Below are 22,587 nucleotides of genomic sequence, written 5' to 3'. Positions count from 1 at the left end.
TTTAAATCATCTCAAAGGCTAAATTATGACTTTTGAGAAAATTATGAGTGAAATGATCTACCACATTTGTATCACTCAATTCTAAATTGTAAAAATCTACAAAATCATGATCAAAATATGGGCCTGCGTGCCAAGTTCCCATATCTAATTTAATAAAACAATTTCCGGGAATCCGAAAAGCTGCAAGTTCTGATAACCCAGGTGCATTCGTATCATTATTAGCTGGACAAACTGCCATTAACCAGTCTTTACTATCCAATGAACCTAAACATTGAGTACATTTGACATGACGAGTAATTTGGTGAAATTTCCGTCCGTTTTTCTGCAACCGCATAATATAAAAATGAGGAATACCATTTTGTAAATTTAACTGGGCATCTTCTTGATCAAAATTTTTCCCATCTTTACTTGCATATATTACCTGTCCATAAGGTTGAAAATTTTCTGGTGTAATCAATTGAGATGGTAATTCTTGTATTTTTGATAATGTACTCATAAGATCACGCGGTAAGCGGGAAACTCAGTCCCTTTAGGGCTGGGTTACTGACAACTTCTTTATTTGATGGTTTACATACAATCTAACAACGCCTGTTTAAAGTTTGTCCACTTAAACCGGCTAAATCAAATGCTTTAGACAAACCATAATCGCCTATTTTAACTCCTGCCTAGGCAAAGTTAATTTCTATAGCTTGACACTCCCCGGTCTAAACCCGCATTTCTCACAAACAATGCGATTCCTACGGAGCGCTTCGCTATCGCAATCTATATAATCTTTATAGAGAGACGGTTTCGGGCATTTTTCATGGGGTTGATTTTTGATGCAGTGTGAAAACCCAGAATCCAGATTTTATAAGGGTTTGAGGATTTTGGTGAGAAATCCGGGTAAAGACGCGGAGATTCTATAGAGAGTTTCAGTCTATATCCCTCAGTTATCCCAGTTTCAGGCAGGGTTCCTTAAATATTTGGGTTCTTGCCCTGATTTCGTTTGCCCTGGCGGGCGAAATCATATCTGACAAGCGTAACTTTGCGAGAGTCCCTCGGTAGCTTTTTATGTCTTTAGTGACAATTTGATTCTATCACGAATATGGATGAAAATTTGAAATAATTTCAAATTTTCAAATTAACGTCAATGCAGGATAAAGGAAAGCCTCTAGCCTTCATCCCTTGTCTAAAGCCCAAATGTGGCTTCCTGAGTCAGCCACATTTTCAAGGGTTTTCGGCGTTCTTCCTTATAAAAAAAGGGAGAAGAAAAATAAATTCCTCTCCCTAATTTTTAATCAGTAAAATTTAGATTTTACCAATACTGTGTAGCCCTAAAATGATACCTGCTCCTAAAATATGCCCAAAGGAAGTAGTTGCTAGTACCGCAGGTAAACCAAAACCACCGAAAAATTGAGGTGCTGGTAATTCTGGTTTAGCATGAGGATGCTCAATCGTAAATTTGCCTACAGCAATAGCGAAAATATTGGCAACAATCATAATTATGCTAATATTAGGACTCCATTCTAGAGATGCGGTAGCTGTAGCTAGTAAGCTTGAAGTCAACATCTAATTTACTCCTGATATTTGCGGATGCTTGTCAATATCATCTAAATATTGATTAATAAAAATCTATATCATTGCTTACTTTGTAGCAAATTTTAACATTTGTTTTCATTTGACAATATAAACAAGTGCTATACTTAATAGCAATTTTTGATATTTGTTGTGATCCAAATGGTATCTAGAAGGGCTGGTAATTGCTAAGATAAGAGTAATTATTTCCTGGATTGATCATGTCCTCAACTCTTGATTCCTTACCACCTGCACTAAATAAAATTGTCCACCGCTTTCAACGCGCTACAGAACCAAAACGACGCTATGAGCAGTTAATTTGGTATGCTCAAAAGCTACAAGAGTTTCCTGAATCTGGTAAACTCCCAGAAAATAAAGTTCCCGGTTGTGTTTCTCAAGTGTATGTTACGGCATCATTAGAAGACGGTAAAGTCATATTTCAGGGTGATTCTGATTCCCAATTAACTAAGGGCTTATTAGCATTATTAATAGAAGGATTAAATGGATCAACACCTACAGAAATAATCCAACTTACTCCTGATTTTATTCAAGAAACTGGCTTAAATGTAAGTTTGACACCTTCCCGCGCTAATGGGTTTTACAATATTTTCAAAACAATGCAAAAAAAAGCTTTGGAATCTAAATTATAAAATTAGGAATTGGAGACTCGACAACTTTTTTAAGTTTGAGATTATTCTTTCTGCTTTTTGAATTCCTGACTCCGCTGAACCACATTGGCTAGGCAACCACAGGGGTTGCCCCTACAATTATAGAGGTTTAGTATTACCAAACCTCTATATAGTTCAAAATTTTGCAAATTATCAATTATGCTCCTTCTGAGCGATCAATTTTCTGACTAGGAGAGGATTCATAAAGAGCATCTAACTGTTCCCGTGCATCTTCAACATTAATTGAACGCATGACCAACAGCGGTTCTTTAATCATATTACCTGCACTATCTAACAATTCAGGATGGGGGACATACTGCCTTCTAGCTGCATAATAACCAAAGCCACCTGGTGATGATTGATTATTAGAATAAGTTCGTTCTCTGTCAAAACTGAACATGATCAGATTGCGAATTAAATTACCAACAGCCATAAATGCCAAAACGGTGAAAGCTAAAATATAAAGTAGGTGTAGCATTGAATTTTCCTCCAGAACAGCAAAGGGTAAAAATGTTATCTATGTAAAACCTAAAACTCCGCAAATAAATAATTTACGGTAGGAAAGAATGTAAGATTCTTTACTTATGTGCTTATGTTATATGGTGCAATCCTTATATTGATATTAAGGTAACACGAGGCACATTATTTTTTTATGAAAAGAATGTTAAGAATTGTCTAATATTTTTACAATTTCCACTGGATTCAGATTTTGCCAACAGGTTGATTATTCCTTTGACTGACCTAAACGCATTCCCACACTCCAACATTCTGTAACTAATTGATGCCAAGGCATTACCGTTGCCATATCAAGTCCGACTTGTTGATCAGTTGCCTTAAACAACATTCTTGCCGTTTTGAGTTCATTTTGTGCATTTTTAACTCGTTTTAGTAAGTCAAATTGCTCTTGTTCACTCATGAATTGGATTTTCTCATTTTCCAGAATTTGACGATATCGCTCAAACCAATCTTGAAAATCCTCTAACAGCGGTTCTAAGACTGATTTTAGTAAATCAGCGTTTGGTAGATTTGAGTCCCCCATATATGAGAATCATATTTCTTAATTGTCTATTTATATTAACGTTATTTACGATCCTTAACAATCAGTTCATAACTTTTTACATAAAAAAACTTAAAAAATATGTAACTTGGTATCTGAAGCATGATTATATAAATTTGGCAATAGTTTTGTAAAGCTCCTTGGGAGTAAACCTGGATACCTCTAAAGGAAGAAGTCAGGAGTCACCGAGTCAGGAGTCAGGAGTCAGGAGTCAGGAGTCAGGAGTCAGGAGTCAGGAGTCAGGAGGAAAGAAGAAAGAAGAAAGAAGAAAGAAGAAAGAAGAAAGAAGAAAGAAGAAAGAAGAAAGAAGAAAGAAGAAAGAAGAAAGAAGAAAATTTTTCTATTCCCTGTTCCCTGTTCCCTGTTCTCTGACAACTCGATTGAATTTAATTTTGTCTTGTATGGCTTTTACCAGCAGCCTGTAGTTGGGCTAAATTAGGAAAAACCATAGCCAGTGGACTATTATTTATTTTGTAAAGATATTTTTCGTCAACTCTATTTTTAACACTTCGTCAAAAGTTTAATAGCCAATGTCCCCAAATCAAGAAACCCAACCAGTCGAAAAAATCTATTTACCCCGAACCAGCGAATCAGAAACACTAAAAAAGATTCGTCACACAGCTTCCCATATCATGGCTATGGCAGTACAAAAGCTGTTTCCCAAGGTGCAAGTCACAATTGGTCCTTGGATTGAAAATGGGTTTTATTATGACTTTGATAGTCCAGAACCCTTTAGCGATAAGGATTTAAAGACCATTCAAAAAGAAATGGTGAAGATTATTAATCGCAAATTACCATTAATTCGGGAAGAAGTCAGCCGCGAAGAAGCACAAAGCCGCATTGAAGCCATTAACGAACCCTATAAACTGGAAATTCTCGGAGATATCAAACAAGAACCCATCACAATTTACCATTTGGGAGAGCAATGGTGGGATTTGTGCGCTGGACCTCACCTCGAAAATACCAGCGAAATTAATCCCAAAGCTATAGAATTAGAAAGCGTTGCTGGTGCTTATTGGCGCGGAGATGAAAACAAAGCTCAATTACAGCGTATTTATGCCACAGCTTGGGAAACTCCCGAACAACTAGCAGAGTATAAACGCCGCAAAGAAGAAGCCCTGCGCCGTGATCATCGTAAACTGGGTAAAGAACTGGGATTATTTATCTTTTCCGATTTAGTTGGTCCTGGTTTACCTTTGTGGACTCCCAAAGGGACTTTGTTAAGAACGATTTTAGAAGACTTCCTCAAAAAAGAACAATTAAAACGGGGTTATTTACCTGTAGTTACTCCCCATATTGCCAGAGTTGATTTATTTAAAACATCAGGACACTGGCAGAAATACAAGGAAGATATGTTTCCTTTAATGGCTGAAGATGAGGAAGCAAGAGCCATAGAACAGGGTTTTGTCCTCAAACCGATGAACTGCCCCTTCCACATCCAAATATACAAGAGTGAATTGCGCTCTTATCGGGAATTACCGATGCGCTTGGCAGAATTTGGTACAGTTTACCGTTATGAACAGTCGGGAGAATTGGGTGGTTTAACCAGGGTACGCGGTTTTACCGTTGATGATTCTCATTTGTTTGTCACTCCCGAACAGCTAGACAGTGAATTTCTCAATGTTGTAGATTTGATTTTGAGCGTTTTCAAAAGTCTGCAATTGAAGAATTTTAAAGCTAGATTGAGTTTCCGTGACCCAGCTAGTGATAAGTATATCGGTTCTGATGAAGCTTGGGATAAAGCGGAGGGGGCAATTCGTCGCGCTGTGCAACAATTGGGAATGGAGCATTTTGAAGGAATTGGGGAAGCGGCTTTTTATGGACCCAAGCTGGATTTTATCTTCAGTGATGCTTTAGAACGGGAATGGCAATTGGGAACTGTGCAGGTAGATTATAATTTACCAGAACGGTTTGATTTAGAATATGTGGCGGAAGATGGTTCGCGTCAACGTCCGGTAATGCTTCACCGCGCGCCCTTTGGTTCTTTGGAACGATTAATTGGAATTTTAATTGAAGAGTACGCGGGTGATTTTCCTCTGTGGTTAGCACCTGTACAAATCAGGTTATTACCTGTCGGTGATCTTCAGTTAGATTTTACCAAAGAGGTGGCTGCTAAGATGGTGGCGTTGGGTATTAGGGCAGAAGTGGATACCAGTGGCGATCGCTTGAGTAAGTTGATTCGCAACGCGGAAAAGGATAAAATCCCTGTCATGGCCGTGGTTGGTGCGAAGGAAGTCGAAACCAACAGTTTGAGTATTCGTACCCGCGCTTCTGGGGAGTTGGGAGTCATAATTCTAGATGAGGTTGTGGATAAAATCACAGAAGCAATTACTAACTTTAGTAACTTCTAAAAAAGTAGGGGTTTAGCAATGCTCATAGTGTCAACTTAACGTAAAACGGGCGGTTAGAAACCGCGTCTACACAGGCAAAACCACCTGCGTGGGTTTCAATCCTTGATTTTTCCTTAGTCCGCCCAGGCGGACTTTGTTTGTGTAGCCGTGAATTCCATTCGCCGGGGCTTAAGTTGACACCATTAAGCAATGCTAAACCCCTATATACGTTGCCATATCATGAATGTTGGAGTCACAAATGTTAAATCTTGAATATCTGACTAACGAAGAGGGTAATAAAATTGCAGTAGTCATTCCTATTGATATTTGGAGAAAATTACTACCTACAGAGGATACTTCTTTAGATGAACTAACTGAAGCAATAGAAGATTATTGTCTGAACAAAGCGATGGATGAATCTATGAATACACCATTGCTAGATCGTAATCAAGCCTTAGCTTATCTTGAGGAAGAATAATTTTGAAAGTACAATATCGTCAGACTTTTCTGAAAGATTTAAAACAATTGAAAAGTTCAGAATCATACCAACGCATCTACGAGCTTGCATTTACCACTTTAGAAAACATCAATTCTTTAGACGAGATTCTTGATATTAAAGCTATGAAAGGCTACCCTAATCGGTATCGGATACGTATTGGTAATTATCGTCTGGGAATAGAAGTTAACGGAGATTTGATAGAAGTAATGCGTGTTTTACATCGTCGGGAATTTTATCGCTATTTTCCTTAGAAATTGGTAGTAGCTTAAATTGAAAATGTATATCTTTGGTTGATTGAGAGTAAACAAATAAATTCTCCATCCTGTTAATCCTTTAATCCTGGATATCCTGATTCAGACAAAAAAATCTAGCTGGAAATTGCTAATCTGTTTTCTAAACAAACATTTACCGATAGGGTTGGATTTCTACAATGGGTAACAGTAAAGTATCTTCTATATACTGGCGCACATCACGGCTAACATAACAATCACTATTTTGCTAATAAACAGACTTCCCGCCAGCGTTTTTCAGTAAAATGGCTAGCCAGGCTTTGCAAAGCATTATCTGATGATTGTTGGACTAATACAAATTCTCTAGCTGTGAAATATTCATGAAATGTTAAATGGGAAAAAGAGTAAATACCTTTTGCCCTTTCTACTAATAAACCATGTTGAGCTTCAATTGATTTAATAATTTTTTCACTATCTAGCTGCAATTTTTCTGTATTTGTGCTTGCATCAGGCAAGTTACTAATATAGTCTGTAATGTAATATTCAGCTAATTTCTGTTTAAAAAAGTAGTTACTTTGGTCAAAAGTGGTTAAAGCAATTTTGCTTAATAAATCTTCTTTCCTCTGTACAGATAGCTTTTTGTAAACTTCGTCACGTTTAATACCCCGCTTGGTATCCCATTTTTTGAGTAGTGCATCTAAGCCTTCTTTATATAATTCAGAACGATTCGCAGGAAAATCCCCGGCTTCTTCAAATACTAAACAGAGTAAAGTTAGTAACAAGGGATTTGATGCTAGTTGCTTAATGGGGTAATTTTCTCTTAGACGTTGAATAAATTTGTCTGGCTTAACAGGTTTATTTTTAAACCAATTGGTCGCAAAATTATTAATTTGTTTATCATTGAACTCAGCAACTTCTACCTCTGTAAATTTCTCAAATGTGTATTCTCGTGCTGCAATGCGGCAAGTCATAACAAATCTATTTTGCGGAAAACGCTGTGCAAAATGCTGAATTTCTTTTAAAATACGCTTACTATCTTCTTCTCTGACTTCATCTAAACCATCCAGAAGAATTAGCAGTCTACCCTGCTGTAATAATGTCTCTGCTTCATTTTGAGAAGTAAAAAATTGATTACAAGTATCAAAAATGATAAAGTTTACTAAACTGTTTTGATAATTATCTTCTGCAAAGTCTTTGAGGGTAATAAACCTAGGTACAAGATGAGCAAGAAATTCACCTGCTATACATTGAATAGCTAAATACTTCAAAAATGTAGTTTTACCTGCTCCTGGCTTTCCCAAAATCATTAGCTTAGAATATTTCTGCACTACTTGTAGTCCAGGTACTCTCTCTATTTTAATTGCCTCCAATCCAAAGCGGTCAAAATCCTCTTGTGTATACTGTTGTGATAATTTTTCTAATTCCTCTATTGTTAATCGCTGCATTCCCGTGATGTTTTCCAAGATATTGACGCTAGTGTAGATTTCATTCAAGCCAATGGGCTGTGTCATATCTAGCACCCGCATTGTGCCGCAGCGTTCTTGAATGAGGGGTTTTATCTTTGCGCGTACTTCTTGGACGAGGTTATCTATATCAATGCTGTTTTCTTGCTTCGCTTCCGTTTCTGGTTCGTTGACTTGAGTAACTACCTCTTCCCAGTCCAGTTCTAAATAGTCGCAAATTTTGACAAAGATATTACGGTCAACAGGTTTCCCTGTAAAGAATTTACCAACTGGTTGACGAGTTACTCCCAATTCTTCAGCTAATGCCTTTTGAGTCAAGGAAAAGCGGATTAAAGCCTTTTTGGCTTTTTGGATACCTTTAGGAGAACAGGATAGAGAACGACCATTCATAGAAACTTTAAGCGCAGCAATTTTACTGATTTTAACCTGTCAAACAAGAAATTAATGCAATGTCATACACAAGTCACTCATAACTCAAGCATTGCTACAACCTGATTTCAAACACTCACCTGTCAATGTAGAGATGTAGTCAATGATTTGGGAATCGGTAAAGTTTTATGGATACTATTTTAATTATTGTATTAACCGCTTTATTAACTTGGGCTATCGAAAAATCTGCTGATGCGTTTCTAGTTCTGATTATCAAGTGGATAAAACCTGATGATAAAAACGAAGACAACTAGATTTTGATGTTTAAAGTAAGGTAACGTGAAGTGAAGTGGAGTAGGGGTTTAGCAATGCTAAACCCTTTCTTTTGGATATCTACTTGTGGTTATGAGTTGTGAAAATCATAGAGATAGAGATATAGTAAAATCAAGTTATATCTTTAGTCAAACAATAGGTATAACTCGTCAAAAAAAGCGTCAATTAGTAGAAAGTGTGAATAAAGCTTATGCAGATGATTCAGATGAATCAGAAAATATAATCTTAGAAAAAATGCGTCAACATCAAGGAAAATTGTATCAAGACCATTATATTTATTCCCCTGATTTTTTTCAAGATAAACCCATAGAACATTTAATAAAAGAAGGAATAAAAGCATCAGATTTAAATGATGATAAGATAGGTAGAGTAATGGACAAGCTCTACAAATATGGATTAACAAAAATATTCCTAATCATTGCCTTAGAAGTAGTCAAGAAATTTGGGATAGAAACTAAATATTCCCATTTAGATTCAAGCTCATTACATTTACATGGAGAGTATAAAAATTGCCTAAATAATGGAGAAAAAGAACAAGGAATAAACAAAGAAAATCCGATTAATATCACACAGGGCTATTCCCGTGACCACCGCCCAGACTTAAAACAATGTATATTAGATTTAATAGTAAGTAGTGATGGAGATATACCTTTATTTTTTAGAGGAGCATCAGGAAACGAATCAGATAAAGCCGTATTTGCTCATATCTTAGTAGAGTATTCCAAACAAATAGATTTTGACAGTATAATGGTCGCTGACAGTGCTTTATACAGTGAAAGTAATTTAAAATTAATGGTGAATATGAACTGGATAAGTCGAGTTCCATTATCCATTAAAAAAGCTAAAAACTTGCTAAAAGCACCGATAAGCAAAGAACTGAAACCAAGTGATATCAAAGGATATAGCTATCAAGAAGAGAAAGTATTTTACGGGGGAATAGAGCAAAGATGGCTTCGCCGTGAGCGTCAGCCGAACGGTTATTAATTGAAAGCACAGACAGAAAAAAAGCAGATTTAAAGAAATTAACCAAAAAAATCTCAGAAGAGTTTCTGAAAACTAATAAACAGCTAGTTAAGTTAGAAAAAGAAGATTTTTGTTCAAAATCTTTAGCAGAATTAAAAATTAAAGACCTGACGGCAAAATTAAAATATCATCAAATATCGGACATAGAAATTACCGAAAGATTAAATAAAGGACAAACAGTAGTTTATCAAATCAAAGGTAAATTAATAGAAAATCAGGAGTTAATCAAAAAACATGAAAATTCTTGTGGTCGATTTATTTTATTCTTCGAATATTTTAGACACAACCCAATTAAAACCTACAGAAATATTGAGAATATATAAAGAACAGCAATCAACAGAGCGAGGATTTAGATTTATCAAAGACCCGTTATTTTTTGCCGATAGTCTTTTTGTGAAGAATCCAGAAAGAGTAGAGACAATGATGATGTTAATGGCATTGTGCCTTTTGGTTTATAATCTGGGACAAAGACAATTACGAATCGCATTAAAAACACAAAAAGCTACTGTTAAAAATCAACTAAATAAACCCACAGAATCTCCCACATTAAGGTGGATATTTCAATGTTTCCAAGGGATTCACTTTCTTATTATACAAGGAGTCCATAGAATTCTTAATTTAACTGAGTCACATTGTCGCATCTTACAATTCCTACCTCATGCTTGTCAAAAATATTATTTATTATGTTAGTTGCCGAATCTATAATTCCCGATTCAACACTTCTGTGTTTGCATAACTGATTGAAAAATTCAAATTAAACTGTCTTACTAGCTTTTTAAACATAATAAAAAAGCTTGATTTTTCGTGCGTATAATTTATTTATTAGTGGCTGCTTAGTTTTTAAAAATTCTAGTTTTTCATTACTCGTAAATGTAGTTTTTGTATACTACTTTTTGAAGTGCGGAATGTGGGTTTGAGTATTCGTACCCGCGCTTCTGGGGAGTTGGGAGTCATAATTGTAGATGAGGTTGTGGATAAAATCACAGAAGCAATTACTAATTTTAGTAAATTCTAAGTAAATAATAGGCTGGGTAAATCCCAGCCCAAAAGTAAATTAACTCAAAATCAAATTATAAATTCAGATATTTCAATGTTCAAATAAGTCCTTGAATTGTAATAAATCTAAACTAACAATTGTTGATAAAACTTGAAAACATTCTTGGGCAACTTGCCAACGTTCTTCCCGTTGTAACATAGCCGTGAGCTTTTCTCGGACACTTAACAAATAACGGACATCATTAGCCGCATAACTTAATTGTGCATCAGATAAATTACTAGCATTACCCCAATCAGAACATTGGGAACTTTTATCTAACTCCACCTTTTCTAATTCTAAAACCACATCTTTTAGTCCGTGACGATTTGTATAAGTCCGGGCTAACTTACTAGCAATTTTAGTACAAAAAATCGGTTGCACAACAATATCTAAATTCTGCCGTAAAGTGGCAACATCAAACCTAGCAAAGTGAAAAACTTTAACAATATGGGTTGCTTCCATGAGAATTTGCAAATTTGGTGCTACTGTTTGTCCCCTAGAAATCCGAATAGCAGTAACTTGTCCTTCTGGGTTACAGAGTTGAATCAGACACAAGCGATCGCGCTGAGGTAAAAGTCCCATTGTTTCCGTATCAACAGCGATAGCTGGGGATTTTAAATACTCAGAAAGAGTTGCATCATTTAAATCGCCATCGCCAACTTGAAAATCTGGTAATGTCATGAACTGATCAAATATAAATTATCTTCATTTTGCCAGACAACAGGACTCTCGCTAAGAGGTTGTTTGAAAAGTATTATATGAAACCCATAATCTCCAAAAACCTAACCCCCCTTCCCCCCTTCCCTACAAGGGAATGGGGTTTTTAAAGCCTCTCCCCTGGTAGGGGAGAGGTTTGGAGAGGGGTCTGTTTCCACATTAAAAACTTTTAAAACATCCTCTTAGAAAGGGGGACTTTGAGAAATTTAGCCCCCCTTTTCAAGGGGGGTTGGGGGGATCTAGATAAGTTCTGATACTTTTCAAACATCCTCTAACGCCTCATTAAAAATGCTAAATTAAAAATTGAAAAATTAATTTATGCCCCTTCATCACAAAGGGCATAATTCTTAATTTTGTCCGCTGGTATTAGTGTTTAAAAATATTTGCGTTAAATAAACTTCTCCTTGTTCATTAGCAGCCACACCAACCCCAGTTAAATTATATTTACCCTGAAGATTTTTCAGATGACCAGGGCTTTTTAACCAGCCAGAAACCGCCTCATTGGCAGGGTTACTATATCCCGTATTATAAGCTACATTTTCAGCCGCACTACTGTATTTAAGAGGAATAGTCATTACCCGCTGTTCAAATCCTTGATGACTAAAAGGAACTTTACCACTAGCCATATTTTGACTGTGAATTCTGGCTTGCTGACTGATCTTTCCGTTTAAATTTAATTTTTTTAGCCCCCGTTTCGCCCGATATTGATTAATTTGAGTAAAAACAGCTAGTTCTAAATTAGTAGTTTGAACAGTAAGATTAGATATTTTTGCTTGACTTGTCACAAGTGATGAATGCTGATATCGGCCAGTTTGTTTAGCAGAACTATTATCTGGATTCGCAGCAGTCATATAGCCACTAGCAAGGACAAGCGTACTTAAAGCAATGCCAAAAGCAGTTTGTCGTAACATAGAGGTTTAAGTTAAGTAATGTATGGATTTATTGAATATATACCCTATCTTCTGATTATCAGAATACTTACCAGGATACTATTTGCTAATTATGAACTAAAAGATCATCAAATTTTCACAATTTAAATCAGTCTAGATATAGCAGCTTCCAGCATTCAGGAGTAAACCCCTTTGGATATAAGCCTCTCTAAAATTAGAATTTTACTCAAGTGCATACCGCTATAGTACCCCTGACTATCAAACTGGTAGATGTTATTTACACTACATTATTAATCAAAATGATTACTAATAAACAGTATCCAATGATAGATGTCATGGATACTATTTATTAGCAAGCAAGTGTTTTTTACAAGAATTTAGTGAATTAGGAACTTAGCGGCTGTTTGTACATCCTTGTCACCTCGTCCAGAACAGTTAATGATCACCTTGGGGCTACCAGCAAGTTGAGGACAGAGAGTTTCTAAGTAAGCGATCGCATGAGAAGTTTCCAAAGCTGGTATAATTCCCTCTAACTTCGATAGTCGTTGGAATGCGTCCAAAGCCTCAGCGTCCGTCACACTGTAATATTCAGCCCGGCCAATATCTTTCATATAACTGTGTTCAGGCCCCACACCAGGATAATCTAAACCAGCACTAATGGAATGGGGTTCAATAACTTGACCATCATCATCTTGTAAAAGATAACTCATGGAACCATGCAATACACCAACCTGGCCTTTTGTGAGAGTGGCCGCGTGTTTGCCAGTATTCACACCTTCACCAGCAGCTTCTACTCCAATTAACCGCACAGATGGTTCTTTGACAAATTCGTGAAATAGTCCCATAGCATTAGAACCACCACCCACACAAGCCACCAGGATATCAGGTAAACGTCCCCATTTTTCCAGAGCTTGAACGCGAGTTTCTTCACCAATCACCGCGTGAAAATCCCGAACCATCATCGGATAAGGATGGGGACCAGCCACAGAACCGAGGATGTAATGGGTAGTTTCTACATTCGTTACCCAGTCCCGGATGGCTTCAGAAGTGGCATCTTTCAGCGTTCCCGTACCCGCAGACACTGGACGAACTTCCGCACCCATCAGCCGCATTCTGAAGACGTTTAAAGATTGGCGTTCCATGTCGTGAACACCCATGTAAATAATACATTCCAAACCAAACCGAGCGCAAACCGTGGCTGTAGCTACGCCATGTTGTCCTGCACCGGTTTCGGCAATAATCCGCTTTTTACCCATGCGTTTAGCTAATAACACCTGACCGAGAGCATTATTAATTTTATGTGCGCCAGTATGATTTAAATCTTCCCGCTTTAAGTAAATTTGCGCCCCTGTACCATCAGGACGAGCATAATTAGCGGTAAGGCGTTCGGCAAAGTATAAAGGTGTAGCTCGTCCTACATAATCTTTTAATAAACCTTGTAATTCGGCTTGAAAACCAGGTTCATTGCGATATTGCTGATAAGCTGCTTCTAGTTCAGCTAACGCCGGCATAAGAGTTTCTGGAACGTACTTACCACCAAAGCGGCCAAAACGTCCTAGAATATCGGGGACTGAAGCAGTTTGTGAGAAATTCGGAGAGAGGGGTGTAGTAGTCACGGATTGGGTAAAATAAGAGAACAAAGTTAATTTTAATTCTAGACCTGTTGAGGGTGCCGATAAAGAGCATTATTCTCTCGTTCCCAGTCTCCAGACTGGGAATGCCATCTTAGAGGTTCTACCTCCTATAATAGAGGCAGAGCCTCTCAACTGCATTCCCACGCAGAGCATGGGAACGAGAGAATTCCCTTATTCCTGAGATTGCTCTTTTTGTAAAGCCTGAATTTGCTTCTAAACGAAAAGCTAGTTGTTTGACTTCACGAGATGTGAATTCATACGTACCCGCTTCTGTGGGAGGTTGGTTAATTAATTCAAAGAAGATGCTAGGAAATGCTTGAAATAAGCTATAGAAGATTGTATCTGTTTTCACGGTAATTGAGTAATTTAATCTAATTTTGGAAAACGAACCGCAGAGGCGCAGAGGACGCAGAGAGAATTTAAGAAAATAGTTTTGTTAAAAATTTATTTCCTGCATCTTCAATTTTATCATCAAGAGAAAAGGTGAGGTTACGAACTCTGATTTTTCCAAGATATTTATCAAGGGAATGATTTAATTCTGTTGGATAGACTAATACTGTTTCTGGACAATCTTTAGAAACTGCATAAGTTACTACTTGGGCTATATCTTTAGGAGAAGAATATTCGGGGTTTTTATATTTAGTATCGAGAATGTATTTAGGTGTTAAATCTGTTGTGTTATATAAAATTAAGTCAGTTTTAAAATATATTTTTTCTCCTATATTGATTCTCTCTTGAGTTTTTAAAGTGAAATTCTGGGGTAAATTTTTCTTTAACCATTCTGCAACAAACATTTCATAAAGATTTGCCATATTTATTAAAAAAGGTAAAGTTGTATTTTTACCCTTTTCATGATTTGGGCTAGTGTTATCTAAAAAGAATCGGCAAAATTGATGTAGAAGATGATAATCTTCATTTAAACGGTGATAAATTCTATCAATACAATCTTCTGAATTATAAGGTTGTAAAGATACCATTCCTTGCATTGCATGATAAGCTTTTCTCACTATCAATGATACTTTTTCTGTACAAAAACCGCTATGTCCAATATGAAAAAGCGTCCAAAATAAAATTTGATTATCTATAATATCAGCAGTGTGTTCTTGATATGCACATTGTAATTTTACATTCCAAGGTTTTTTAATTATCTGTTGAACATTTAACCTTCCGCGCACATAAGCCAATTGCTCAGTTTTGGGTACATAAGTCCGATATAATCCTTTACGACAGCGTTCTATTATTTTATCTGCTAAAACATAAGCGAGGTGATTGTAAAAATCTTCTATAGATTCACAATTCATTAAGCCTTCAAGAAATCTAAAACTTTTTAAATCATACGCATATTCCAACATTCCAAATAAATTTTTAATTGGGACTTTCGGATTTATTTTCAAAGCTAAATCAGAATTTAAAGGAATATAACCTACATATCCTTGAGCAGTTAGTTTCCATTGATAACGAGTTTTAGGACTGGGAAATTCTACATTTACTTGGCTTTGGTATTTCTCATATAAGATAATTCCAACCTCTTCAGAAATTTCCTCACGAGAAAAAGATTGAGTTTGATATTCGGTTATTTCCAGAATTTTAAAATTTGCTGGGTTCATATTGTTATCTGTTTCTCGATTTTATCCCAGCGAAACTCATCTACTTTTTCTAGGTTATTAAAAAAGTATTCTTCTAAATAAGGCTCAATTTCCATCTTCCAAATATCTTCTATATCTTCTCGTAGGTTAGGAGTCAAAAAGAAAGAAATACCAATTTCATAGTTTTTATCATTAATCGCTTGATTTAATTGTTTTAAAATATTAATTAAATCCATAACTGCAAAATTTGTATTGAGGTGATATTTGATTAACACATCATAATTAGGACGCAGTTCAATAAATGCAAAACGACGACGTAAAGCATGATCTATTTGAGCAATAGACCTATCTGCTGTATTCATTGTGCCAATAATACGGACATTTTCAGGAATACGAAATCTATTACCACCAGCGAGGGGAATTTCTTGATTACGGTATTCTAGCAAATACATTAATTCACCAAAAACCTGTGCTAAATTAGCGCGGTTGATTTCATCAATAATGAGAACACAAATATCTTGAAATGACTCGGCTTTTTTACAAAATTCTAAAAATCTACCGGGAACAAGTGGATATGTTAATTTACCATCTTCACTTTGAGGACGAATACCTTGAATAAAGTCTTCATAGGAATATGCTGGATGAAATTGGACTAATTCAGAGAAACCGTCACCTTCACTGATTAGATGTTTTGCGAGTTTTTCAGCTATGAAGGTTTTACCTGTTCCGGGTGAACCATAGAATATGGCTTGTTTTTTACGATTAGTTGCGCGTATCCAACGTTCTATGGTTGTCTCTTCAAAACAGATTTCTTCGCTACATTGATTTATATTATATTTTTTGTTTAATTTAGGATAAGAGAAATATTCAGCTAGTTTCCTGGCAGCAATTAGAACTTCTTCTTTAAGTTCATCTTTTATTTGATAGGACATATTATTTTTCTGACGAAATACTAGATTATAATCTTTATTTTCATCATCCCAATATTCAGAATGATGAAATTCAGATTCATCTATAAATTGATCTATTATTAATGTTTCTAATTGATACAATTTTCTATATTCCTTTTGATTTTTATAGTATAATTCATATATTTCTTCTAATTCATTAAGTCTCTTAATATCTTGTTGTTTTTCAAAAGCTTTTTCCGTTTTAAATCTATCAAAACTATATTCATAATCATCATATTCATTATCATCCGTATATTCCTCATTATTAAACTTCTGATTTAGAAGTAAATATTCAAAATTTGTAAATTCATATTCATAATTATCTATCAATAATTCATATATTTGTTCACGAAATTTTCTAACCAAAAAAATTAATGTTATATTATCATGACGAAAATCTTCAAAAAACTCATATATATTTTTATAATTTCCATAAGAGCTATAGTCAATATCTAAATTGTAATTTTTATTATATATAAAATTTAATATTTCATGTTGATTACTGATATTCAAATTAATTGATTTTAATATTTCATAAATCATTGCAAAAACTGATGGGTATCTTCTCTCAAATAACCATTCCCAATCATTATCCCAATCATTAAATCTAAATTGAAGGCAAAAACTAAGAATGGCTATAAATCTGAATAATACTTCGCATAATTCAATTTTATTTGAATAAGTTGCCATACCATGATCAATAATAACAGACCATACCTCCCAAATCAGTTCTAAAAATTGCCATTCATGATTTGTGTATATAGATGTTATGAGTCTAACTGTATATGATATATCACCCCAAGCAATAATTTGTTTTTTATTCATGCTAATTCTAGTGTCAAATTTTTGATAACAAACCACGAAGGCACGAAGAACACGAAGGAAGAGAAAGAAGAGTTAAGAGGAAAGAATAATGCGTTTAATGCCTTCTTTGAGGACGGGGACATTAAAATTGATGAGAAGACCAAGGGGACAATTAGTCATTTTTAAATAAGAAATAACTTGCGCTTCATGAATAGGGGCTAACTTTTCCACAGCCTTCAATTCAACAACTAGGGAATCACCAACCAGAAAATCCAATTCCCCCTCACCCATGGGATAACCTTTGTATTTTACTGCTACTAAATGTTTAGGTTTATAAGGTATCCCCCGCAAACGAAACTCCAAACCCAAAGCCTCTTGATATACCCTCTCCAAAAACCCCGCACCCAACATCCTATGCACCTCAATACCCGCCCCAATCACAGCATAAGCCAACCTCTCCACCTCATCACCCAACCTTCTCATCCTTCCTTCTTCCTCTTCCTTCGTGAACTTCGCTCCTTCGTGGTTCATTTCCTCTTACCTTCTTACACTCTATCATGTAGCAATTATATATCCAATTACCCCCGCTTAGGCTAAAATTGTTTACAATGAAAATCTATTTTTCCTGCATTAAATATTATGGCTAATCCCAAATCTGACAAAGGCTTTGTCTACCAAGAATTTGGTAACGGTAGTTCACCCGCACTGGAACGCGCTGTAGAACGGGGAATCCAAGACTTACCCCCCAATCAGCAAAATGTAAGAATCCAAGCTACTCGCGCTGGACGCAAAGGTAAAACTGTCACGGTTATTACTGGGTTTCAAACCAAACCTGAAACCTTAGCTACTTTATTAAAACAGTTAAAAGCCCAATGCGGTACAGGTGGAACTGTGAAAGATAACGAAATTGAAGTTCAGGGAGAACACAAACAGAAGATTTTAGAGATTTTGGTAAAATTGGGTTACAAAGCTAAAATCAGCGGTGGTTAAAATTATATTTTGGGTATTGTTCACGCAGTGTGGATAATTGCGAAGAAGTAATGATGTCAGAGAGGTAGATAAAACTGGACTATCTCTCTATCTCTTTCCCTAATTTTCAGCCCTTTAAAGAAAAATCAGGACATGAAAATCAAGTATCCTATTAATTTTCACAAAGGTCTAACATTCCTTATCATTTTAGGACTCATGGTTTTATACCATAATTTTACTATTGGAGCTTGGGTTTATCTTTCCCTGCATGGTACTTATGGTTTTCTTTGGTTACTAAAAGATCGCATATTTCCAGATAAGCAATGGGAGCAAGAAATTCCTGCTTCTCAAGGAATTCTTACCTTTGTTCTCCTTTGTTTGTACTGGGTAGCACCATTCATTCTCATTAGTAGTGGTACTGTTCCTCCTTTACCATTAGTCGCTGTTGCTATTTCTTTGAATATTGCGGGAGTGTTTTTACATTTTGCTAGTGATGCTCAAAAATACTATACACTCAAGTACAAAACTGGATTAATTACAGAAGGTTTTTTTGCTAAATGTCGTAATCCTAATTATTTAGGAGAAGTGTTGATTTATTTGGCTTTTTCTCTATTAACTCAACATTGGCTACCTTTCGTGATTCAGGGGTTATTTATAGCCATGATATTTGTTCCCAATATGCGGAAAAAAGATCAATCTTTATCTCGATATCCTGAGTTTGCGGAATACAAAGAAAATTCTGGCTTGTTCTTCCCTAAGTTGTTTAATTCCAGAAGTTCCCAGAAAGAAGAAACTACTGCATAACGTCAATAATTTCGCTCACGACTAAACACACAACCAGATCATATTAGGTTTACAAAGAAGAGAATTATGAACTACAAAGCTATCATTTTATCGGCAATTTTAGGAATTTCTACCCCTGCAATTATTAATATGGCTATTCCTAGTCAAGCAATGGCTGTACAAAAGTTTAATTATCCAGCGGGTGAATTTAGTGATAAAGAGTGGAAAGTGACTTTATCTTTTGACAATAATGTTTATTACTATAATGGCGAAAATCTCAAGAGTAATAATAACATTAACTTATCTGGTGCTGTTGCTTCCGGTACTAAACAACGTCAAGTTTATACTTGGAATAATAATGGCATGAAATACCAAGTTATCTGGAAACCAAGTGATCCGAATTTTATTCGTGTTCAAGTAACTCAACCTAATGGTAAATTGATTTTGAATCGGTTACTTAAAGCTGTTAAAAAGTAGAGATTTTTGATTACAGCAGTTTTCAGCGATTTAAACCACACTCTGATTACTTTCTTCCTTTGCGCCTTTCCTACTTTGCGCCTCTGCGCGAAACAAAAACTGTAGTTCATTGATCTGAAAATCGCTGTAAATATTACCCGAATTTAACAATTGTTGTAGAGACGTTATATGAAACGTCTCTACATTATTTGCTTATTCAGCCCAAGCGATTAACCTGGGTTCATAAGGACTAGAAAGGTATTGATTTCGAGGTAAGACACGCAAAGATAAACCTTGCAAACCAGAAGTGGTGTAAGTGATATTTGCGGTATAAACACTTGAATTATCTGTATCCTGTCCTTGGTAATCCATTACCACAGGTACAGCATTGACGATATCACCATTGGCATCAATAGAACCTTGATATAGCTCTACTTGCACATCATCATTACTCAAAGTTGCTAAATCTACCTTAGCTTTGACCGCTACAGTTTGATTAACTTCAATGTCTGATGCTGCGGATACGTCAATATCCTTGATTTTGATACTAAACCAGTGTTCACCTAATTTTGCTCTCCAAGCCGCTAATTCCTTAGCGGGAGCATAATTATCAACGGTGAGGGTATGATAGCGATCGCTCGCCGGGAAATAGGCTCTCATTGCATATTCTCTCACCATCCGGGCTGTATTAAAGAAAGGACAATTCAACCGAATCGCATCTTTCATTTTTGCTACCCAAGGACGAGGCAAACCATCACCATCACGATGATCATAGAATAGGGGAATAACTTCCTTCTCTAACAACTCATAGAGAGCGTTAGCTTCTATCTCATCTTGATAATTAGGATCATCATAGTTTTCACCATGTCCTATCGCCCAACCGGTGCGAACATAGTCCGCTTCATCCCACCAACCATCAAGAACACTCAAATTGGGTAAGCCATTCATAGCGGCTTTCATACCACTTGTCCCCGAAGCTTCTCTAGGACGACGGGGAGTATTTAACCAGATATCACAACCTGCTACCATTAAGCGGGCGATGTGAATATCGTAGTTAGGCACAAACACCACTTGTTTTTCTAAATGGTGTTCGCGGATAAAGTGGTTAATATCCCGAATTAATTCCTTACCAGGGATATCTTTGGGGTGGGCTTTCCCCGCAATCACAAACTGCACTTTGCGGTGTTTGTTAGCGAGTAAAATCCGCTTAATTCGTTCCAAATCACGCATCCATAAAGTAGCGCGTTTATAGGTAGCAAAGCGACGGGCAAAGCCAATAGTGAAAACGTTAGGATCAAGCACTTCCTGGGCTTGGGCAATATCCGAAGCAGAAGCACCGCGATCGCGCAAATGTTTAACTAAATGTTCTCGAACATACAATACCATATCCAAACGGCAGCGTTCGTGATTCCGCCATAACTCTTCATCAGGAATTGCATCCATGCGTTCCCACAATTGGTTATCCGGTGGCGCTGATGACCAATTTGGACCAAGATAGCGATCGTATAGCTCTTGCGTAGATTTACTTACACAACTGCGGGCATGGACACCGTTAGTAATGGCAGCAATTGGTACGTCTTCCACTGGAACTTTTTGCCACAAACCTTGGAACATTTGCCGGGAAACAACACCGTGCAATTGTGCCACACCATTGGAGAACGTCGCCATTTTCAGGGCTAATACCGCCATACTGAAGGGACTGGACAAATCACCAGTATTTTCTCGTCCCAAGCCTAAAAATTGCTCTTTCGGTAAACCAAAGATATCTGCATAGTAACCCAGATAATGCAAGATCTTGTCGGGGGCAAATAAGTCAATCCCTGCGGGGACTGGAGTATGCGTAGTGAAGATATTACTAGAAGATACTACTTGTCTAGCTTCTCTGTAATTCAGTCCTTTTTCTTGAATGAGAGTGCGAATACGTTCTAAAGCAGAGAAGGCCGCATGACCTTCATTCATGTGGTAAGCAGTGACTTCATACCCCAAGGCTTTCAGCATTTGCACACCACCTATGCCCAGCATAATTTCTTGGTGGATACGCATATCTATATCACCACCATACAACTGATCGGTGATATCGTGGTCATAAGCCTTGTTAGGCTCAATATTAGTATCGAGCATATACAGGGCTACTGTCCCTACCTGGACACGCCACACCCGCGCATATACCTTGCGTCCAGGATAATCTACCGCAATCCGTAGTTCTGTACCATCGGGATTCCGTTCCAAATGCAAGGGCATATTATAGAAATCATTGATGAGGTAGCGTTCTTGCTGCCAACCATCAGCATTAAGATACTGGGCAAAGTAGCCTTGTTGATATAATAAGCCCACACCCACCAAAGGTAATCCTAAATCACTCGCAGATTTAAGGTGATCTCCTGCGAGTACACCCAAACCACCTGAATATACAGGTAAGCAATCTACTAACCCAAATTCAGCAGAAAAATAGGCGTAACATTCCTTCTGATGCTGATTTCTTTGTTTTTTATACCAAGTGTATTCCTGCAAATAATCTTCTAACTGCCGCGCTGCTCTGTCTACTTGCGCTAAAAAGCCTTCATCTTCAACAACTTCTAATAGTCGGCTTTGACTAATAGTTCCCAGCATCAATACTGGATTATGGTGGGTAGATTCCCATAAATCAGGATCTAAACGACGAAATAGGTCTTTGCTCTCTACATTCCAATCAAAATGGAGATTATACGCCAGTTTTCGTAAAGGTTCTAGTCTGGACGGTAGTGAAGGAGAAACGTTAAAGGTGCGAATTGGCTGCATGATATACTAAATAATTTACTAAACAATACCCCGATAACTGCCATAAAGTTATTGTTGACTGTTTTTACCTAATCTTGCCAACTCTTTATACTCTGTTTATGATGTTTTCATGACTTTGTTAAGAATTGAAAACTTTTTGATTTTTTCCGGCGATAATAGGTATTTGGGGGTTGACAATTGATTTTAAATTTGTTATCATGAATTTGATAAGGAAGAACTATCTTAAAATTACATTCAATAGACATAGACCGAGTTTAAAAATGCTTGACATCAAACCCTTGTAGTAGAGACGTTCCATGGAACGTCTCTACTTTTTTGGAGATGTCTATTGAATTGTGCAGAACCGCTTACCATCACGGAGGCGGTTGTTTTTTTTGGCATAAACAGACGAGATATGGGAGTTTTTGTGAAACTATGTTAAACCTTTGTAAAAAAAAAGACAAAGACTGTATCTATAT

The 22,587-nt window shown here is 36.5% G+C and carries 23 protein-coding genes and 1 pseudogene; 11 read left to right on the top strand and 13 right to left on the bottom strand.

The features are described from left to right. Position 1: 1 nt before the first annotated feature. Positions 2 to 496, bottom strand: a complete 495-nt coding sequence (locus tag FJR09_RS03415; RefSeq protein ID WP_015078174.1) for an ureidoglycolate lyase — start codon at positions 494 to 496, stop codon at positions 2 to 4. Positions 497 to 1,287: 791 nt separating this feature from the next. Then, the gene (gene psaK / locus FJR09_RS03410) at positions 1,288 to 1,548 is read right to left on the bottom strand and encodes a photosystem I reaction center subunit PsaK (protein WP_015078175.1); all 261 of its coding nucleotides are present in this window, start codon (positions 1,546 to 1,548) and stop codon (positions 1,288 to 1,290) included. 227 nt (positions 1,549 to 1,775) lie between these two features. Between psaK and FJR09_RS03405 the strand changes: the two genes are divergently transcribed. After that, positions 1,776 to 2,204, top strand: a complete 429-nt coding sequence (locus FJR09_RS03405) for a SufE family protein (protein WP_015078176.1) — start codon at positions 1,776 to 1,778, stop codon at positions 2,202 to 2,204. 175 nt (positions 2,205 to 2,379) lie between these two features. On the opposite strand, the gene FJR09_RS03400 is transcribed toward FJR09_RS03405, so the two are convergent. After that, positions 2,380 to 2,700, bottom strand: a complete 321-nt coding sequence (locus tag FJR09_RS03400; RefSeq protein ID WP_015078177.1) for a DUF2973 domain-containing protein — start codon at positions 2,698 to 2,700, stop codon at positions 2,380 to 2,382. A gap of 246 nt (positions 2,701 to 2,946) precedes the next feature. Beyond that, positions 2,947 to 3,261, bottom strand: a complete 315-nt coding sequence (locus FJR09_RS03395) for a DUF2605 domain-containing protein (protein ID WP_015078178.1) — start codon at positions 3,259 to 3,261, stop codon at positions 2,947 to 2,949. Between the two features lie 158 nt (positions 3,262 to 3,419). Between FJR09_RS03395 and FJR09_RS03390 the strand changes: the two genes are divergently transcribed. The 4 genes from FJR09_RS03390 to FJR09_RS03375 all read left to right on the top strand — a co-directional run bounded on the left by FJR09_RS03390 (position 3,420) and on the right by FJR09_RS03375 (position 6,359). Continuing rightward, positions 3,420 to 3,704, top strand: a complete 285-nt coding sequence (locus FJR09_RS03390) for a hypothetical protein (RefSeq protein ID WP_168654013.1) — start codon at positions 3,420 to 3,422, stop codon at positions 3,702 to 3,704. Positions 3,705 to 3,809: 105 nt separating this feature from the next. Next, positions 3,810 to 5,630 carry a threonine--tRNA ligase gene (gene thrS / locus FJR09_RS03385; protein ID WP_015078179.1) on the top strand — a complete coding sequence of 607 codons (1,821 nt, stop codon included), beginning with the start codon at positions 3,810 to 3,812 and terminating at the stop codon, positions 5,628 to 5,630. A gap of 223 nt (positions 5,631 to 5,853) precedes the next feature. Continuing rightward, positions 5,854 to 6,087 carry a hypothetical protein gene (locus FJR09_RS03380; protein WP_200863834.1) on the top strand — a complete coding sequence of 78 codons (234 nt, stop codon included), beginning with the start codon at positions 5,854 to 5,856 and terminating at the stop codon, positions 6,085 to 6,087. A gap of 2 nt (positions 6,088 to 6,089) precedes the next feature. Continuing rightward, positions 6,090 to 6,359 carry a type II toxin-antitoxin system RelE/ParE family toxin gene (locus FJR09_RS03375; protein ID WP_015078181.1) on the top strand — a complete coding sequence of 90 codons (270 nt, stop codon included), beginning with the start codon at positions 6,090 to 6,092 and terminating at the stop codon, positions 6,357 to 6,359. Positions 6,360 to 6,598: 239 nt separating this feature from the next. Here FJR09_RS03375 and FJR09_RS03370 read toward each other — a convergent pair whose 3' ends face one another. Beyond that, positions 6,599 to 8,191 carry an NACHT domain-containing NTPase gene (locus FJR09_RS03370; protein ID WP_015078182.1) on the bottom strand — a complete coding sequence of 531 codons (1,593 nt, stop codon included), beginning with the start codon at positions 8,189 to 8,191 and terminating at the stop codon, positions 6,599 to 6,601. Positions 8,192 to 8,358: 167 nt separating this feature from the next. On the opposite strand from FJR09_RS03370, the gene FJR09_RS25720 reads away from it, so the two are divergent. The 3 genes from FJR09_RS25720 (at position 8,359) to FJR09_RS24540 (ending at position 10,216) form a co-directional block, all read left to right on the top strand. After that, on the top strand, positions 8,359 to 8,484 hold the full coding sequence (locus FJR09_RS25720) for a hypothetical protein (protein ID WP_256369521.1): 126 nt from the start codon (positions 8,359 to 8,361) through the stop codon (positions 8,482 to 8,484). A 91-nt stretch (positions 8,485 to 8,575) separates the two neighbouring features. Next, a complete protein-coding gene (locus tag FJR09_RS24545; protein WP_083881402.1) occupies positions 8,576 to 9,487 on the top strand; it encodes an IS1634 family transposase in 912 nt (303 codons plus the stop codon). A gap of 273 nt (positions 9,488 to 9,760) precedes the next feature. Then, positions 9,761 to 10,216 carry an IS1634 family transposase gene (locus FJR09_RS24540; RefSeq protein ID WP_083881403.1) on the top strand — a complete coding sequence of 152 codons (456 nt, stop codon included), beginning with the start codon at positions 9,761 to 9,763 and terminating at the stop codon, positions 10,214 to 10,216. A gap of 397 nt (positions 10,217 to 10,613) precedes the next feature. Here FJR09_RS24540 and FJR09_RS03360 read toward each other — a convergent pair whose 3' ends face one another. The 7 genes and pseudogenes from FJR09_RS03360 to FJR09_RS03330 form a co-directional block, all read right to left on the bottom strand. After that, positions 10,614 to 11,243 carry a ribonuclease D gene (locus FJR09_RS03360; protein ID WP_015078183.1) on the bottom strand — a complete coding sequence of 210 codons (630 nt, stop codon included), beginning with the start codon at positions 11,241 to 11,243 and terminating at the stop codon, positions 10,614 to 10,616. Between the two features lie 383 nt (positions 11,244 to 11,626). Then, entirely contained in the window at positions 11,627 to 12,190 is a 564-nt protein-coding gene (locus FJR09_RS03355; protein ID WP_015078184.1) for a CAP domain-containing protein, read from the bottom strand. 356 nt (positions 12,191 to 12,546) lie between these two features. Next, the gene (trpB, locus tag FJR09_RS03350) at positions 12,547 to 13,785 is read right to left on the bottom strand and encodes a tryptophan synthase subunit beta (protein ID WP_041457506.1); all 1,239 of its coding nucleotides are present in this window, start codon (positions 13,783 to 13,785) and stop codon (positions 12,547 to 12,549) included. Between the two features lie 229 nt (positions 13,786 to 14,014). Then, positions 14,015 to 14,155 (bottom strand): annotated as a pseudogene (locus FJR09_RS03345) (DUF2887 domain-containing protein); the annotation flags it as partial. 67 nt (positions 14,156 to 14,222) lie between these two features. Further along, a complete protein-coding gene (locus FJR09_RS03340; RefSeq protein WP_168653431.1) occupies positions 14,223 to 15,410 on the bottom strand; it encodes an McrC family protein in 1,188 nt (395 codons plus the stop codon). Further along, the gene (locus FJR09_RS03335; RefSeq protein WP_015078187.1) at positions 15,407 to 17,164 is read right to left on the bottom strand and encodes an McrB family protein; all 1,758 of its coding nucleotides are present in this window, start codon (positions 17,162 to 17,164) and stop codon (positions 15,407 to 15,409) included. The genes FJR09_RS03340 and FJR09_RS03335 overlap by 4 nt, the downstream gene beginning before the upstream one ends. Positions 17,165 to 17,236: 72 nt before the next feature. Beyond that, positions 17,237 to 17,674 carry a GxxExxY protein gene (locus tag FJR09_RS03330; protein WP_015078188.1) on the bottom strand — a complete coding sequence of 146 codons (438 nt, stop codon included), beginning with the start codon at positions 17,672 to 17,674 and terminating at the stop codon, positions 17,237 to 17,239. A 108-nt stretch (positions 17,675 to 17,782) separates the two neighbouring features. Here FJR09_RS03330 and FJR09_RS03325 point away from each other — a divergent pair, with 108 nt between their 5' ends. From FJR09_RS03325 to FJR09_RS03315, 3 genes are all read left to right on the top strand, one after another. After that, the gene (locus tag FJR09_RS03325; RefSeq protein ID WP_015078189.1) at positions 17,783 to 18,133 is read left to right on the top strand and encodes a translation initiation factor; all 351 of its coding nucleotides are present in this window, start codon (positions 17,783 to 17,785) and stop codon (positions 18,131 to 18,133) included. 132 nt (positions 18,134 to 18,265) lie between these two features. Then, positions 18,266 to 18,916: an isoprenylcysteine carboxylmethyltransferase family protein gene (locus tag FJR09_RS03320; protein WP_015078190.1), complete on the top strand. Its 651-nt coding sequence runs from the start codon at positions 18,266 to 18,268 to the stop codon at positions 18,914 to 18,916. 66 nt (positions 18,917 to 18,982) lie between these two features. Then, the gene (locus FJR09_RS03315) at positions 18,983 to 19,372 is read left to right on the top strand and encodes a hypothetical protein (protein ID WP_168653430.1); all 390 of its coding nucleotides are present in this window, start codon (positions 18,983 to 18,985) and stop codon (positions 19,370 to 19,372) included. Positions 19,373 to 19,564: 192 nt separating this feature from the next. On the opposite strand, the gene glgP is transcribed toward FJR09_RS03315, so the two are convergent. Further along, positions 19,565 to 22,129: an alpha-glucan family phosphorylase gene (gene glgP / locus FJR09_RS03310; RefSeq protein ID WP_168653429.1), complete on the bottom strand. Its 2,565-nt coding sequence runs from the start codon at positions 22,127 to 22,129 to the stop codon at positions 19,565 to 19,567. Positions 22,130 to 22,587 lie beyond the last annotated feature (458 nt).

Source organism: Dolichospermum sp. UHCC 0406 (assembly GCF_009712025.1).
In the GTDB taxonomy this organism is placed as follows: Bacteria; Cyanobacteriota; Cyanobacteriia; order Cyanobacteriales; family Nostocaceae; genus Dolichospermum; species Dolichospermum lemmermannii.
This window is presented reverse-complemented; position numbering and strand designations above follow the sequence as displayed.

Excerpts from the sequence above, each read along its gene's own strand:
- FJR09_RS03415 (WP_015078174.1), bottom strand. The coding sequence starts at position 496 with ATGAGTACATTATCAAAAATACAAGAATTACCATCTCAATTGATTACA.
- psaK (WP_015078175.1), bottom strand. The coding sequence starts at position 1,548 with ATGTTGACTTCAAGCTTACTAGCTACAGCTACCGCATCTCTAGAATGG.
- FJR09_RS03405 (WP_015078176.1), top strand. The coding sequence starts at position 1,776 with ATGTCCTCAACTCTTGATTCCTTACCACCTGCACTAAATAAAATTGTC.
- FJR09_RS03400 (WP_015078177.1), bottom strand. The coding sequence starts at position 2,700 with ATGCTACACCTACTTTATATTTTAGCTTTCACCGTTTTGGCATTTATG.
- FJR09_RS03395 (WP_015078178.1), bottom strand. The coding sequence starts at position 3,261 with ATGGGGGACTCAAATCTACCAAACGCTGATTTACTAAAATCAGTCTTA.
- thrS (WP_015078179.1), top strand. The coding sequence starts at position 3,810 with ATGTCCCCAAATCAAGAAACCCAACCAGTCGAAAAAATCTATTTACCC.
- FJR09_RS03380 (WP_200863834.1), top strand. The coding sequence starts at position 5,854 with ATGTTGGAGTCACAAATGTTAAATCTTGAATATCTGACTAACGAAGAG.
- FJR09_RS03370 (WP_015078182.1), bottom strand. The coding sequence starts at position 8,191 with ATGAATGGTCGTTCTCTATCCTGTTCTCCTAAAGGTATCCAAAAAGCC.
- FJR09_RS25720 (WP_256369521.1), top strand. The coding sequence starts at position 8,359 with ATGGATACTATTTTAATTATTGTATTAACCGCTTTATTAACTTGGGCT.
- FJR09_RS24545 (WP_083881402.1), top strand. The coding sequence starts at position 8,576 with ATGAGTTGTGAAAATCATAGAGATAGAGATATAGTAAAATCAAGTTAT.
- FJR09_RS24540 (WP_083881403.1), top strand. The coding sequence starts at position 9,761 with ATGAAAATTCTTGTGGTCGATTTATTTTATTCTTCGAATATTTTAGAC.
- FJR09_RS03360 (WP_015078183.1), bottom strand. The coding sequence starts at position 11,243 with ATGACATTACCAGATTTTCAAGTTGGCGATGGCGATTTAAATGATGCA.
- FJR09_RS03355 (WP_015078184.1), bottom strand. The coding sequence starts at position 12,190 with ATGTTACGACAAACTGCTTTTGGCATTGCTTTAAGTACGCTTGTCCTT.
- FJR09_RS03340 (WP_168653431.1), bottom strand. The coding sequence starts at position 15,410 with ATGAACCCAGCAAATTTTAAAATTCTGGAAATAACCGAATATCAAACT.
- FJR09_RS03335 (WP_015078187.1), bottom strand. The coding sequence starts at position 17,164 with ATGAATAAAAAACAAATTATTGCTTGGGGTGATATATCATATACAGTT.
- FJR09_RS03330 (WP_015078188.1), bottom strand. The coding sequence starts at position 17,674 with ATGAACCACGAAGGAGCGAAGTTCACGAAGGAAGAGGAAGAAGGAAGG.
- FJR09_RS03325 (WP_015078189.1), top strand. The coding sequence starts at position 17,783 with ATGGCTAATCCCAAATCTGACAAAGGCTTTGTCTACCAAGAATTTGGT.
- FJR09_RS03320 (WP_015078190.1), top strand. The coding sequence starts at position 18,266 with ATGAAAATCAAGTATCCTATTAATTTTCACAAAGGTCTAACATTCCTT.
- FJR09_RS03315 (WP_168653430.1), top strand. The coding sequence starts at position 18,983 with ATGAACTACAAAGCTATCATTTTATCGGCAATTTTAGGAATTTCTACC.
- glgP (WP_168653429.1), bottom strand. The coding sequence starts at position 22,129 with ATGCAGCCAATTCGCACCTTTAACGTTTCTCCTTCACTACCGTCCAGA.